The sequence below is a fragment of the Pseudomonas wadenswilerensis genome, assembly GCF_900497695.1.
Classification (GTDB): Bacteria; Pseudomonadota; Gammaproteobacteria; order Pseudomonadales; family Pseudomonadaceae; genus Aquipseudomonas; species Aquipseudomonas wadenswilerensis.
The window spans coordinates 1-13,555 of sequence record NZ_UIDD01000004.1 but is presented as its reverse complement, the minus strand read 5'-3'; the positions used below and the strand labels follow the sequence as shown (position 1 = coordinate 13,555).

Sequence of the window (13,555 nt, the reverse complement as noted above, 5' to 3'; positions counted from 1 at the left end):
AATGATGTTCGCGCTAGCGCTGGTGGGGGTGCTGACGCACATCAGCGTGCCGACCTACAGCACCATGAGCAGCGGGCTACACCAGCAAGCTGCCGCCAAAGATCTGGCCCAGGCTTTGCGCACCGCGCGCAGCGAGGCCTTGCTGCGTAACCAGGTGGTCCGCCTGCAGGCGCTGGAGGATAACTGGGGCAACGGCTGGCGCATGGTCGTGGAGCAGGACGGCCCACAGCTGCTGTACCAACAGCGGCTTGAGCGGGTGAGCATCGTAGGCAATCAACCGGTGGCCCGGCAGGTACGCTTCAGCGGGCTGGGGGTGCCCTTGCACGAGGGGGGAGCGTTTCAGGCCGGGACGCTGTTCGTCTGCCAGCGCCCCGATCCCTTCAGCCAGTACCGGGTGGTACTGGCACACACAGGCCGGGTCAGCCTGCGCGAGGAGCCCGGCGAGCAGCCGCTGTGCGCGGCTGCCGGGTCAGATCAATGAACGCACGCGCAGCTCTTTGGGCATCGAGAAAGTGATGTTCTCCTCGCGGCCATCGAGCTCTTCGGCGCCGGTGGCACCCCAGGCCCGCAACTGCTCGATCACGCCACGCACCAGCACCTCGGGCGCCGAAGCACCGGCAGTGATACCAATGCGCTCGACGCCATCGAACCAGCTTTTTTGCAGGTCTTCGGCGCCGTCGATCAGGTAGGCCGGGGTCGACATGCGCTCGGCCAGCTCACGCAGGCGGTTGGAGTTGGAGCTGTTCGGGCTGCCGACCACCAATACCACGTCGCATTCGTTGGCCAGTTGCTTGACCGCGTCCTGACGGTTCTGGGTGGCGTAGCAGATGTCGTCCTTGCGCGGCCCGCCGATATTGGGGAAGCGCGCGCGCAGGGCATCGATCACCCGGCTGGTATCGTCCATCGACAGCGTGGTCTGGGTGACGAAGGCCAGTTTGTTCGGGTCGTTGACCTGCAGGCTGGCAACATCGTCCTCGTCTTCGACCAGGTAGATGGCGCCACCATTGCTGGTGTCGTACTGACCCATGGTGCCTTCGACTTCCGGGTGGCCTTCGTGGCCGATCAGGATGCACTCACGGCCGTCGCGGCTGTAGCGCGCCACCTCGATATGCACCTTGGTCACCAGCGGGCAGGTCGCGTCGAACACCTTCAGGCCGCGCCCCGCCGCTTCCTGGCGCACGGCCTGGGAAACACCGTGGGCGCTGAAGATGACGATGACGTCATCTGGCACCTGGTCCAGCTCTTCGACAAAAACGGCCCCGCGCGCACGCAGGTCCTCGACCACGAACTTGTTGTGCACCACTTCATGGCGCACGTAGATCGGCGGACCGAAGACTTCCAGCGCGCGGTTGACGATTTCGATCGCCCGGTCCACACCGGCACAAAAGCCACGGGGGTTGGCGAGTTTGATTTGCATGGATGACTCCTGGCTCAAAGGGCCTTGACCCCGAGGATTTCCACCTCGAAGTTCAAGGTTTTGCCGGCCAGCGGGTGATTGAAGTCGATGGTCACTTGCGCGTCATCGAATGCTTTCACCACGCCGGGCAACTCCGCATTGGCTGCGTCGTTGAAAATCACCAGCAGGCCTTCGGACAGTTCCATGTCGTTGAACTGCGAGCGGGGAATGATCTGCACGTTCTGCGGGTTCGGCTGGCCGAAGGCGTTCTCCGGGGTGACGGTCACGGTGCGCTTGTCACCGGCCTTGAAGCCGAAGATGGCTGCTTCGAAACCTGGCAGCAGGTTGCCGTCGCCGACCTTGAACACCGCCGGCGCCTTTTCAAAGGTACTGTCGACGGTGTCGCCGTTTTCCAGGTGCAGCGCGAAGTGCAGGGTCACTTCGGTGTTCTGGCCGATACGGGTCTCAGTCATGGACGGGCTCTCCGGACTTTTTGCTCTTGAACATGTCCAGCGCCAGCATCACCGCACCGACGGTAATGGCGCTGTCGGCCAGGTTGAAGGCCGGGAAGTACCAGCGGTTCTGCCAGTGCACGAGGATGAAGTCGACCACGTGGCCAAGCACGATGCGGTCGTACAGGTTGCCCAGCGCGCCGCCGAGCACCAGCGCCAGCGCGACGGCCAGCCAGGTCTCGCTGCGCCCCAGGCGCTTGAGCCAGACCACCAGCACGGCGCTGACCACCACGGCGATCAGGGCGAACAGCCAGCGCTGCCAGCCGGAGCTGTCAGCCAGGAAGCTGAAGGCAGCACCGGTGTTGTAGGCCAGGGTCCAGCTGAAGTAGTCAGGGATGACCACGATCTGCTGGTACAGGCTCAGCGCGCCCTCGAAGTAGAACTTGCTGGCCTGGTCGAGGACCAGGACCAGCACGCTCAGCCACAGCCAGCTGAGGCGCCCGAAGCGCCCCACACCAGGGTTAGGCATAGTGGCGCACCTCGCCTTTGCCGCCGATGTTGTCGGCGCAACGGGCGCAGATTTCCGGGTGCTCGGGGTTCGAGCCCACGTCTGCGCGGAAGTGCCAGCAACGGCCGCACTTGGCATGGCCGGACTTGACCACTTTCAGCTTGAGGCCAGGCACTTCGGTCTCGACCGCATCGGCTGGAGCCTGGGCGAACGGCGCAACGCTGGCCGCCGAGGTGATCAGCACGAAGCGCAGCTCGTCGCCCAGCTTGTTCAGGTCGGCGCTCAGGGCGTCGTCGGCGAACAGGGTGACTTCGGCTTGCAGGTTGCCACCGATGGCCTTGGCCGCACGCTGGTTTTCCAGTTCCTTGTTGACCGCAGTCTTGGCGGCCATCACGCGGTCCCAGTAGGCGCGACCCAGTTCGAAGCCTTCCGGCAACTCGCTCAGGCCTTCGTACCAGGTGTTGAGCATGACCGATTCGTTGCGCTCGCCCGGCAGGTACTGCCACAGCTCGTCGGCGGTGAACGCCAGGATCGGCGCGATCCAGCGCACCAGCGCTTCGCTGATGTGGTACAGCGCGGTCTGGCAGGAACGACGGGCAACACTGTTGGCACCCGTGGTGTACTGACGGTCCTTGATGATGTCCAGGTAGAAGCCGCCCAGCTCCTGCACGCAGAAGTTGTGGATCTTCGAGTAGACGTTCCAGAAGCGGTATTCGCCGTAGTGCTCTTCCAGCTCGCGCTGCAGCAGCAGGGTACGGTCGACCGCCCAGCGGTCCAGCGCCAGCATGTCTTCGGCCGGCAGCAGGTCGCGGGCCGGGTCGAAGCCGGACAGGTTGGAGAGCAGGAAGCGCGCGGTGTTGCGGATACGCCGGTAGGCGTCGGCGCTGCGCTGCAGGATCTGCTCGGAAACCGCCATTTCGCCGGAGTAGTCGGTGGCCGAAACCCACAGGCGCAGGATGTCGGCACCCAGGGTGTCGTTGACCTTCTGCGGCTCGATGGTGTTACCCAGCGACTTGGACATCTTGCGGCCGTTTTCGTCGACGGTGAAGCCGTGAGTCAGCAGCTCGCGGTATGGCGCGTGGTTGTCGATGGCGCAGCCGGTCAGCAGCGAGGAATGGAACCAGCCGCGGTGCTGGTCGGAACCTTCCAGGTACAGGTCGGCGCGCGGGCCGGTTTCGTGGCCGATGCTGTGCGAGCCACGCAGCACGTGCCAGTGGGTGGTGCCGGAGTCGAACCAGACGTCGAGGGTGTCGGCGATCTTGTCGTACTGGCCGGCCTCGTCACCGAGCAGCTCGGCGGCGTCGAGCTTGAACCAGGCTTCGATGCCTTCTTTCTCGACGCGCTTGGCCACTTCTTCCATCAGCTCGACGGTGCGCGGGTGCAGCTCGCCGGTTTGCTTGTCGAGGAAGAACGGGATCGGTACACCCCAGTTACGCTGACGCGAGATGCACCAGTCCGGGCGGTTGGCGATCATCGAGTGCAGGCGCGCCTGGCCCCAGGCCGGGACGAACTTGGTCTCTTCGATGGCCTTGACCGCACGCTCGCGCAGGGTCTCGCCGTTGTCGGGCTGCTTGTCCATGCCGACGAACCATTGCGCAGTGGCGCGATAGATCAACGGGGTCTTGTGGCGCCAGCAGTGCATGTAGCTGTGGCTGATGGTTTCGGTGTGCATCAGCGCACCGACTTCCGAAAGTTTTTCGACGATGGCCGGGTTGGCTTTCCAGATGAACTGGCCGCCGAAGAATTCCAGCGACGGCACGTACACACCGTTGCTCTGCACCGGGGTGAGGATGTCGTCGTTGACCATGCCGTAGCGCTTGCAGGTGACGAAGTCGTCTTCACCATAGGCTGGCGAGGAGTGAACCACACCGGTACCGGCGCCCAGCTCGACGTAGTCGGCCAAGTACACCGGCGACAGACGATCGTAGAACGGGTGACGGAAGTTGATCAGCTCCAGGGCCGAGCCTGGCGCGGTGGCGATTACCGAACCTTCCAGCGAATAACGCTTCAGGCACGATTCGACCAGTTCTTCAGCCAGCACCAGCAGCTTGTCGCCGGTATCGACCAGGGCGTAGTTGAACTCCGGGTGGACGTTCAGCGCCTGGTTGGCCGGGATGGTCCACGGCGTGGTGGTCCAGATCACGATCGAGGCAGGTTTTGCCAGCGACGCCAGGCCGAAAGCGGCGGCCAGCTTGGCGTCTTCGACCACCGGGAAGGCGACGTCGATGGTCTGCGATTTCTTGTCGGCGTACTCGACCTCGGCTTCGGCCAGGGCCGAACCGCAATCGAAACACCAGTTGACCGGCTTGAGGCCCTTGAACACGAAGCCGTGCTTGACCATTTCGGCCAGCGCGCGGATTTCACCGGCTTCGTTGGCAAAGTTCATGGTCTTGTACGGGTTGTCCCAGTCGCCCAGCACGCCCAGGCGGATGAACTCGGTCTTCTGCCCTTCGATCTGCTCGGCGGCATAGGCACGGCACAGCTCGCGGGTCTGGTCGGCGCTCAGGTGCTTACCATGGGTCACTTCAACCTTGTGCTCGATCGGCAGGCCGTGGCAGTCCCAGCCCGGGACGTACGGGGCGTCGAAACCGGACAGGGTCTTGGAGCGGACAATCATGTCCTTGAGAATCTTGTTCAGCGCATGACCGATGTGGATCTTGCCGTTGGCGTAGGGCGGGCCGTCGTGCAGCACGAACTTCGGACGATCCTTGCCAATTTCGCGCAGCTTCTGGTACAGGCCAATGCTGTCCCAACGCTGCAGGATCTGCGGTTCGCGCTGTGGCAGGCCGGCCTTCATCGGGAAGGCGGTGTCCGGAAGGTTTAGCGTGGCTTTATAGTCGGTCATTTCAGGCTCTTCGTTAGCGGTTGACCGTGCCAATGGGCACGTGCGGCGGCGATATCCGCATCGATCGCCGACTTCAGCGCCTCCAGGGAGGCGAATCGCTGCTCTTCACGCAGCTTGTGGTGGAATTCCACCGTCAGACGCCGGCCATAGAGATCGCCGGCAAAATCCAGAAGATGTACTTCCAGGTGGGCTTTGCCATCACCTGAAACGGTTGGCCGTACGCCGATGTTGGCGACACCCGGCCAGTTCTTGCCATCGACTTCGACGCTGACCAGGTAGACACCGGTGAGCGGTACGCGATGGCGCTTGAGCTGGATGTTGGCCGTCGGGGTACCCAGCTGGCGCGCCAGCTTCTGCCCGTGCAGCACGCGCCCGCGGATGCGGAACGGCCGGCCCAGCAGGCGCTCGGCCAGGGCGAAGTCGGCACTGGCCAGGGCATCGCGCACTTGCGTGCTGCTGACCCGCAGGCCGTCGAGCTCGACGGTTTGCGCTTCCTCGACGGTAAAGCCCTGGAGGATGCCGGCTTGCTCGAGGAAGTCGAAATCACCGACCCGGTCGCAGCCGAAGCGGAAATCGTCGCCCACTTCCAGGTGCTTGACGCCCAGGCCGTCGACCAGGATGGTGTCGACGAATTCGGCGGCGCTGAGCTTGCTCAGGCGCTGGTTGAACGCCAGGCACAGCACCCGGTCGACGCCTGCGGCGGCCAGCAGGGCGACCTTGTCGCGCAGGCGGGCCAGGCGCGCGGGCGCGGTGTCGGGGGCAAAGTACTCACGCGGCTGTGGCTCGAAAATCACCACGCAGCTGGGCACGCCCAACTCGTCCGCTCGCTCACGCAAGCGCGCCAGGATTGCCTGGTGGCCGCGGTGAACACCGTCGAAGTTGCCAATAGTGGCGACACAGCCCCGGTGCTGGGGGCGCAGGTTGTGGAGGCCTCGAACCAGCTGCATAACGCGCTTCTTGCTCATAAAGTGGTCGATTATAACCACACCCGGGCGTTGACGACAGGCAGCAGCGTCACCCCGTGGCGTGGAATGTGTAAAACCGACGTCTGACCGTCGTCAGGCCTTAATGCAACGCCTTGCGGGCGAAGTCACGCGGGCGAAAACCAAACAGCACCAGACAGCCGAAATAGGTCACGACCCCGGCCAGGATCAGCGCACCCAGGCGCAGGAAGCGCTCGAGCATCTGCCCTTCGGCCCAGGCCGGCATGTAGTGCATGCCCACCAGCAATACCGCCGACATCAGCAATACCGCCACCACCAGCTTGGCGAGGAACTTGGCCCAGCCCGGCTGCGGCTGGAACAACTGCTGCTGACGCAGCTTCCAGTACAAAAGACCAGCATTCAGGCAGGCGCCCAGGCTGATGGCCAGGGCCAGGCCGGCGTGCTGCAGGTGGGTAATGAAGACCAGGTTGAACAACTGGGTACAGACCAGGGTGAAGATGGCGATCTTCACCGGGGTACGGATGTTCTGTTGGGCATAGAAGCCCGGTGCCAGCACCTTGACCAGAATAATTGCCAGCAGGCCGACCGAGTAAGCGATCAGGGCACGCTGGGTCATCGCCGCATCAAAGGCGCTGAATTTACCGTACTGGAACAACGCCACGGTCAGCGGCTCGGCGAGGATGGCCATGGCCAGGGTGCACGGCAGCACCAGCAAGAAGCACAGGCGCAGGCCCCAGTCGAGGATTCGCGAATACTCGTGGCGGTCACGGTTGGCGTAAGTCTTGGCCAGGGTGGGCAGCAGGATGGTGCCCAGGGCCACGCCAAGCACACCGGACGGCAGTTCCATCAGGCGATCGGCGTAGTACATCCACGACACCGAGCCCGCCACCAGGAACGAGGCGAAAATGGTGTTGATGATCAGCGAGATCTGGCTGACCGACACCCCGAGGATCGCCGGCAGCATCTGCTTGAGCACCCGCCACACGCCGGTATCGCGCAGGTTAAGGCGCGGCAGCACAAGCATGCCGATCTTCTTCAGGTGTGGCAGCTGGTACAGCAATTGCGCCAGGCCACCGGCCAGCACGCCCCAGGCCAGGGCCATGATCGGCGGATCGAAGTACGGCGTGAGGAACAGGGTAAAGCCGATCATCGCCACGTTGAGCAGGGTCGGCACGAAGGCCGGCACCGAAAAACGGTTCCAGGTATTGAGGATGGCCCCGGCCAGCGAGGACAGCGAGATCAGCAATATATAAGGAAAGGTCACCCGCAGCAGGTCGGTGGTCAGCTGGTATTTCTCGGCGCTGTCGACAAAGCCCGGCGCCGTTACCCACACCACCCAGGGCGCGGCAAGGATCCCCAGGGCAGTGACCAGGGCCAGCACCAGGGTCAGCAGGCCGCTGACGTAGGCAATGAAGGTACGGGTCGCCTCCTCGCCTTGCTGGGTCTTGTATTCGGCCAGGATCGGCACGAACGCCTGGGAAAACGCGCCTTCGGCAAAGATGCGCCGCAGCAGGTTGGGCAGTTTGAAGGCAATGAAGAAGGCGTCGGTGGCCACGCCTGCGCCGAACACCCGTGCCAGGATGGTGTCACGGACAAAGCCCAGCACCCGCGAGATCATGGTGATGGAGCTGACCGCGGCCAGGGATTTAAGAAGATTCATCGAAAGTTTTTCACGCCTGAGGATAAAGGGCTGTGCCGCAACGCGCCCAGTTGTGCGATACTCCGCGCCGCAACGCAAGCAGAGCAAAAGCTCCCGAGTTTACAGGTCGTGCCGCAGAAGGGAATCACTCCCTTGTACAGAACGACCACTCAGCGGAACCATGCAAGTGCCCTTGACAACCGATCAACTCATCGGCATGATTCGCGGCCTATTTTGTTTGCTATTTACCAAGTCTTTCGAGGAGCTCGACGGTGGCCAACTCACCTTCCGCCAAAAAACGTGCAAAACAGGCTGAGAAGCGTCGCAGCCACAACGCCAGCCTGCGTTCCATGGTTCGTACCTACATCAAGAATGTAGTTAAAGCCATCGACGCAAAAGACGCCGAAAAAGCGCAAGCTGCTTACACTCTGGCTGTTCCAGTTATCGACCGTATGGCCGATAAAGGTATCATCCACAAGAACAAGGCTGCTCGCCATAAAGGCCGTCTGAATGGCCACATCAAGGCGCTGAAAGAAGCTGCAGCTGCCTAAGCGACATGCTTGTTGAAAAACCGACCCTAGGGTCGGTTTTTTATTGCCTGTGATTCCTGAGATTGACCTTTAACCCTGTGGGAGCTGGCTTGCCAGCGATCGACCGCAAAGCGGTCGCAGCCCAGGCAACACCAGATGGGTAGCCTGGACCGGCCTCATCGCTGGCAAGCCAGCTCCCACAATGGGCTGCAATGCAGCCCGGGGTGTTTGTTACTTACCAATCTGAATCTTCGGTGCCCACTGCAGCCATTCATCCTCGGCCTTGTCGAACAGGGCAAAGGTCTGCTGCGGACGGGCCGGGTTACCGATCTTCTCGCCGTCCGGCGTTGCGAAGGCAATACCGCCCTCGATCAGGGTCTCCAGCGACTCGGTTCGTACCGTAGCGCCCTTGAACAGGCCGATGTCGAAGCCAAAGCCGCTGCTGTTCCAGAAACGGCTTCCACTACGTACCAGCGCTGCGTACCTGGGCTCGATGAGGATGTGGATCAACACCCGATCCGCCGTCTGCCCCAACTCGAAACCGGTAACCTTGCCCACCGGAATCTCGCGGTAGGTCACTGGCACGCCCGGCTTGATCGAACCCCGCCGAGCAGCACTGAGCACCAGCGACAAGCCGGCTTCGCGCTCGGAGAAGTCCGGCGCCTGTGGCAATGCATTGAAGTTGAGCTGTGGCCCTGCGCTTCTCACGGCCGGCTGCACTTCCAGGTACTGACCGGTGACCAGGGTTTCCAGGTTGGCAGTCTTGACGATGCCCAGGGCTGGCTTGACCACCCAGAACTGTGTACCTTCGCGGGCAATGCGCTCCGGCACCTCGGTGATCCGCGCCTTGAGCAGCACCGCCTGCAAATCCTTGGTCAGGTCGACCTGCTCGACCTTGCCGACATCCAGGCCCTTGAAGCGAACCGGCGTGCCCACCTTGAGGCCGTCTGCGCGATCGACACGGATGGTCACCGTGGTTCCGCTGCGGTTGGCTGCCTCCTGGTCTTCATGCAGGAGGAAGAACGGAATACGACGCTTGAGCTTCACATTCGGGATCGGTGTGTCGAAGGCAATACCGCCGGCCATCAGGCTTTGCAGCGATTCACTCTTGATCTGGATGCCCGACAGGCCACCGCTCAGGGTAATGCCGCTGGCATTCCAGAAGCGCGTCGATCCGTTGACCAGGCCGGCGTACTCTTTCTCGATATGCACGCCGATCAGCAGGCGTTTGCTCTTCTTCGAGAACTGGTAGCTCTGCACCGTACCGACCTTGACCTGACGGTAGAGGATCGGGCTGCCGACTTCCAGCGAACCGAGGTTGTCGCTGTACAGCACCAGATGCAGCCCCGGTGCCTTGAGGTCCAGTGGCGGCGCCTTGGCCCGCGCCTCGAACTCACGCTGCGGTGTCGCGCCCTTGTCGCCCGGGCGGATGGCGATGTAGTTACCTTTGACCAGCGCCTCCAGGCCGGTAATACCGGCCAGGGAGATCGACGGTTTGACCACCCAGAACTGCGTGCCGTCGACCAGGTAGTCTTCGGCCAGCGGATCGAGGGTCAGCTCGGCCATGGCGCTAGCCAGGTCGGCATCGACCTTGAGGGTCTTCAGCGAGCCGACCTGGATACCTTTGTACATTACCGGAGTACGCCCGGCCTGCAGGCCCTCGAAGTCGCTTAGCTTGACCTTGACGCGAATACCGGCCTGGGCCGCATCGAAATCTTCGTACAGGCGGAACGGCAGGTTCGGATCGGTTGGCGGGCTGTCCTTGCGGTGCTCGGGCGTGGCGAAGGCGATGCCGCCGGCGACAATACTGGCCAGCGATTCACTACGGACCTTCACTCCGGAAAGGTCGGCATCGATGCTGACGCCGCTGGCGTTCCAGAACCGCGTATGTTTGCGCACAAGGGCGGCATAGGCCGGCTCGATGAACACCTTGATCTCGACCGTACCCTGGTCTTCGGCCAGGCGATAGCTCTTCACCCGGCCGACCTGGATCTGCTTGTAGAACACCGGGCTGTCGCGGTTGAGCGAGCCCAGGCGGTCAGCCTTGAGGGTCAGGTGCAGGCCCGGCTCGCTGTCGGACAACGGCGGCGCCTCATCCAGCGCCTTGAAGCGCTTGGTCGGCTCGCCCTGCCCCGGGCTCACGGCAATGTAGTTGCCTGAGACCAGGGTTTCCAGGCCGGTGATCCCGGCCAGGCTGACGCTCGGCTTGACCAGCCAGAAGCGCGTCCCGGTGTTCAGGTGCGGCTCGGCTTCCTTGTTCATCTCAATGGTGGCGATGACCCCGGTATTGCTGCCCTTGGCATCCAGTACCAGCTCTTTCACCTTACCGACCGACATACCCTTGAAGACCACTTCGGTCTTGTTGGCGACGATACCTTCACCGCTTTCAAAGCGGACCTGGATGTTCACCCCTGACTCGCGATAGGCCTGCCAGCCAAGCCAGCCACCGATCACCAGGGCGATCAGGGGCAATATCCATATGGCCGACCAGTTCGAAGCTGGGCGGGTTTTAGCCGTAGGCAAATCACTCATGGTCGTCATCCGACTCCGTGTTATCCCAAATCAGTCGGGGATCGAAGGTTACTGCAGCGAGCATCGTCAGAATCACCACACTGGCGAAGGCGACGGCGCCCAGATTGGCTTCGACACTGGCGATCCTGCCGAAATTCACCACCGCCACCAAAATGGCGATCACGAAAATATCCAGCATCGACCAGCGTCCGATGAACTCGATGAAGCGGTACATCAGGATCCGTTGCCGCGCCGACAACGGTTGGTGGCGCTGCACCGAATAAAGCAGCAGGGCAATGCCCACCAGCTTGAAGGTCGGCACCAGGATACTGGCGATGAACACCACCGCAGCGATCGGCAGCATGCCGTGCTTCATCAGGGTGATGACGCCGGACATGATGGTGTCCGGGCTGCCCTGCCCCAAGGCGCTGACGGTCATGATCGGCAGCACATTGGCCGGGATGTACAAGATTGCCGAGGTCATCAGCAACGCCCAGGTTCGCACCAGGCTGTTTGGCCGCCGTGCGTGCACCACTGCGCCACAGCGGGTGCAGGTTTGCGCGTCACTGTCCGGCTCCTGGCGATTCAGCTCGTGGCACTCGCCACAAACCAGAATGCCAGCATCAATCGCACGCATGCAGGTCTTCCCCCGATAAAGCACTCCATATCTGGTGGGGCGACATCACCACCTCCAGCCACACCTGCACCAACAACAAACTGATAAAGCAGGCCAGGCCCAGGCCCAGGCTCAGCTCCGCCAGGTCGACCAGCTTGACCATCGCCACCAGCACGCCCATGAAATAGACCTCGAGCATGCCCCAATCGCGTAGATGGTGATAAATCCGATAGAGCAACAAACCGTAACTGCGGCCGATGTTCAGGCGAATGCTCAACAGCACAGCCAGCTGGCACAGCAGTTTGAGCAAGGGAATGGCCATGCTGCAAAGAAACACCACCACTGCCACGCCGCGCATACCGGTGTTGTACAACCCGACCACGCCACTCCAGACGGTGTCGTCGGAGCTTTGGCCGAGCAGGTGCAATTGCATGATCGGCAAGAAGTTGGCCGGTACATAGAGCAGCAAGGCTGCCAGCACCAGGGCCAGGCTGCGCTGGACCACATTGTGCCGATGGGCGTAGAGCTCGTAGCCACAGCGCGGGCAGTGGGCCTTTTCGTCCTGCTTGAGCACAGGCTTGCGCATCAGCAGGTCGCATTCGTGACAGGCCACCAGGTCATTGAGGGGCAAGTCGGCGAGCTGATGGGGGTCGGCAGGTTCTGACATAGTGAACTTCTGAGTCAACGCGAGGGCGCTATTCTAACCGATGTAGGAGCGGGCTTGCCCCGCGATACCCTTCTGTCAGCCACATCGCATCGCGGGGCAAGTCGAGGCGTCGCACCGCCGCTCCCACAGGGACAGTGCGCACAGAGGAAAATGTCAGAAAGACAAAACCCCTACCTGCATACGCAGATAGGGGTTTCGGAATTTAATCTTGACGATGACCTACTCTCACATGGGGAAACCCCACACTACCATCGGCGATGCATCGTTTCACTACTGAGTTCGGGATGGGATCAGGTGGTTCCAATGCTCTATGGTCGTCAAGAAATTCTGTTGCCAGAAGGTCTTGTTAGACACTCCAGCGAATCGGGTATGTGATGTTTGTGAGTTACAAATTCTCGGCTTTGCAGTCTTCACTACCGCAATTTGGCCTGCTCTTTATTTAGGAGCAGCAAATTGCTTGGGTGTTATATGGTCAAGCCTCACGGGCAATTAGTATTGGTTAGCTCAACGCCTCACAGCGCTTACACACCCAACCTATCAACGTCGTAGTCTTCGACGGCCCTTCAGGGAGCTCAAGGCTCCAGTGAGATCTCATCTTGAGGCAAGTTTCCCGCTTAGATGCTTTCAGCGGTTATCTCTTCCGAACATAGCTACCCGGCAATGCCACTGGCGTGACAACCGGAACACCAGAGGTTCGTCCACTCCGGTCCTCTCGTACTAGGAGCAGCCCCTCTCAAATCTCAAACGTCCACGGCAGATAGGGACCGAACTGTCTCACGACGTTCTAAACCCAGCTCGCGTACCACTTTAAATGGCGAACAGCCATACCCTTGGGACCGGCTTCAGCCCCAGGATGTGATGAGCCGACATCGAGGTGCCAAACACCGCCGTCGATATGAACTCTTGGGCGGTATCAGCCTGTTATCCCCGGAGTACCTTTTATCCGTTGAGCGATGGCCCTTCCATACAGAACCACCGGATCACTAAGACCTACTTTCGTACCTGCTCGACGTGTCTGTCTCGCAGTCAAGCGCGCTTTTGCCTTTATACTCTACGACCGATTTCCGACCGGTCTGAGCGCACCTTCGTACTCCTCCGTTACTCTTTAGGAGGAGACCGCCCCAGTCAAACTACCCACCATACACTGTCCTCGATCCGGATAACGGACCTGAGTTAGAACCTCAAAGTTGCCAGGGTGGTATTTCAAGGATGGCTCCACGCGAACTGGCGTCCACGCTTCAAAGCCTCCCACCTATCCTACACAAGCAAATTCAAAGTCCAGTGCAAAGCTATAGTAAAGGTTCACGGGGTCTTTCCGTCTAGCCGCGGATACACTGCATCTTCACAGCGATTTCAATTTCACTGAGTCTCGGGTGGAGACAGCGCCGCCATCGTTACGCCATTCGTGCAGGTCGGAACTTACCCGACAAGGAATTTCGCTACCTTA

At 61.4% G+C, this 13,555-nt stretch carries 11 protein-coding genes and 2 rRNA genes; 2 read left to right on the top strand and 11 right to left on the bottom strand.

What is annotated here, in order from left to right; genetic code table 11:
• Positions 1 to 4: 4 nt before the first annotated feature.
• On the top strand, positions 5 to 481 hold the full coding sequence (locus tag CCOS864_RS04800) for a GspH/FimT family pseudopilin (RefSeq protein ID WP_244211876.1): 477 nt from the start codon (positions 5 to 7) through the stop codon (positions 479 to 481).
• On the opposite strand, the gene ispH is transcribed toward CCOS864_RS04800, so the two are convergent.
• From ispH to murJ, 6 genes are all read right to left on the bottom strand, one after another.
• On the bottom strand, positions 470 to 1,417 hold the full coding sequence (ispH, locus tag CCOS864_RS04795; RefSeq protein WP_115085282.1) for a 4-hydroxy-3-methylbut-2-enyl diphosphate reductase: 948 nt from the start codon (positions 1,415 to 1,417) through the stop codon (positions 470 to 472). The two genes, CCOS864_RS04800 and ispH, sit on opposite strands and share 12 nt — an antisense overlap.
• 14 nt (positions 1,418 to 1,431) lie before the next feature.
• A complete protein-coding gene (gene fkpB, locus CCOS864_RS04790; protein ID WP_115085281.1) occupies positions 1,432 to 1,869 on the bottom strand; it encodes an FKBP-type peptidyl-prolyl cis-trans isomerase in 438 nt (145 codons plus the stop codon).
• Positions 1,862 to 2,377 carry a signal peptidase II gene (lspA, locus tag CCOS864_RS04785; protein WP_115085280.1) on the bottom strand — a complete coding sequence of 172 codons (516 nt, stop codon included), beginning with the start codon at positions 2,375 to 2,377 and terminating at the stop codon, positions 1,862 to 1,864. The genes fkpB and lspA overlap by 8 nt, the downstream gene beginning before the upstream one ends.
• On the bottom strand, positions 2,370 to 5,201 hold the full coding sequence (gene ileS / locus CCOS864_RS04780) for an isoleucine--tRNA ligase (protein WP_115085279.1): 2,832 nt from the start codon (positions 5,199 to 5,201) through the stop codon (positions 2,370 to 2,372). The genes lspA and ileS overlap by 8 nt, the downstream gene beginning before the upstream one ends.
• Positions 5,198 to 6,148: a bifunctional riboflavin kinase/FAD synthetase gene (gene ribF / locus CCOS864_RS04775; protein ID WP_115085278.1), complete on the bottom strand. Its 951-nt coding sequence runs from the start codon at positions 6,146 to 6,148 to the stop codon at positions 5,198 to 5,200. The genes ileS and ribF overlap by 4 nt, the downstream gene beginning before the upstream one ends.
• A gap of 118 nt (positions 6,149 to 6,266) precedes the next feature.
• Positions 6,267 to 7,805, bottom strand: a complete 1,539-nt coding sequence (murJ, locus tag CCOS864_RS04770; protein WP_115085277.1) for a murein biosynthesis integral membrane protein MurJ — start codon at positions 7,803 to 7,805, stop codon at positions 6,267 to 6,269.
• 251 nt (positions 7,806 to 8,056) lie between these two features.
• Between murJ and rpsT the strand changes: the two genes are divergently transcribed.
• On the top strand, positions 8,057 to 8,335 hold the full coding sequence (gene rpsT, locus CCOS864_RS04760) for a 30S ribosomal protein S20 (RefSeq protein WP_010220592.1): 279 nt from the start codon (positions 8,057 to 8,059) through the stop codon (positions 8,333 to 8,335).
• Between the two features lie 210 nt (positions 8,336 to 8,545).
• Here rpsT and CCOS864_RS04755 read toward each other — a convergent pair whose 3' ends face one another.
• The 5 genes from CCOS864_RS04755 to CCOS864_RS04735 form a co-directional block, all read right to left on the bottom strand.
• The gene (locus tag CCOS864_RS04755) at positions 8,546 to 10,846 is read right to left on the bottom strand and encodes a PqiB family protein (protein ID WP_115085276.1); all 2,301 of its coding nucleotides are present in this window, start codon (positions 10,844 to 10,846) and stop codon (positions 8,546 to 8,548) included.
• A complete protein-coding gene (locus tag CCOS864_RS04750; RefSeq protein ID WP_115085275.1) occupies positions 10,839 to 11,462 on the bottom strand; it encodes a paraquat-inducible protein A in 624 nt (207 codons plus the stop codon). Before CCOS864_RS04750 ends, CCOS864_RS04755 begins: the two co-directional genes overlap by 8 nt.
• A complete protein-coding gene (locus tag CCOS864_RS04745) occupies positions 11,449 to 12,108 on the bottom strand; it encodes a paraquat-inducible protein A (RefSeq protein WP_115085274.1) in 660 nt (219 codons plus the stop codon). The genes CCOS864_RS04750 and CCOS864_RS04745 overlap by 14 nt, the downstream gene beginning before the upstream one ends.
• 206 nt (positions 12,109 to 12,314) lie before the next feature.
• Positions 12,315 to 12,430, bottom strand: a 5S ribosomal RNA gene (gene rrf, locus CCOS864_RS04740).
• A gap of 146 nt (positions 12,431 to 12,576) precedes the next feature.
• A 23S ribosomal RNA gene (locus CCOS864_RS04735) occupies positions 12,577 to 13,555 on the bottom strand; the annotation flags it as partial.

What these genes read in the sequence shown, in the direction of transcription:
- fkpB (WP_115085281.1), bottom strand. Translation starts at nt 1,869, where the DNA reads ATGACTGAGACCCGTATCGGCCAGAACACCGAAGTGACCCTGCACTTC.
- ileS (WP_115085279.1), bottom strand. Translation starts at nt 5,201, where the DNA reads ATGACCGACTATAAAGCCACGCTAAACCTTCCGGACACCGCCTTCCCG.
- CCOS864_RS04745 (WP_115085274.1), bottom strand. Translation starts at nt 12,108, where the DNA reads ATGTCAGAACCTGCCGACCCCCATCAGCTCGCCGACTTGCCCCTCAAT.
- murJ (WP_115085277.1), bottom strand. Translation starts at nt 7,805, where the DNA reads ATGAATCTTCTTAAATCCCTGGCCGCGGTCAGCTCCATCACCATGATC.
- CCOS864_RS04800 (WP_244211876.1), top strand. Translation starts at nt 5, where the DNA reads ATGTTCGCGCTAGCGCTGGTGGGGGTGCTGACGCACATCAGCGTGCCG.
- CCOS864_RS04755 (WP_115085276.1), bottom strand. Translation starts at nt 10,846, where the DNA reads ATGAGTGATTTGCCTACGGCTAAAACCCGCCCAGCTTCGAACTGGTCG.
- lspA (WP_115085280.1), bottom strand. Translation starts at nt 2,377, where the DNA reads ATGCCTAACCCTGGTGTGGGGCGCTTCGGGCGCCTCAGCTGGCTGTGG.
- CCOS864_RS04750 (WP_115085275.1), bottom strand. Translation starts at nt 11,462, where the DNA reads ATGCGTGCGATTGATGCTGGCATTCTGGTTTGTGGCGAGTGCCACGAG.
- ispH (WP_115085282.1), bottom strand. Translation starts at nt 1,417, where the DNA reads ATGCAAATCAAACTCGCCAACCCCCGTGGCTTTTGTGCCGGTGTGGAC.
- ribF (WP_115085278.1), bottom strand. Translation starts at nt 6,148, where the DNA reads ATGCAGCTGGTTCGAGGCCTCCACAACCTGCGCCCCCAGCACCGGGGC.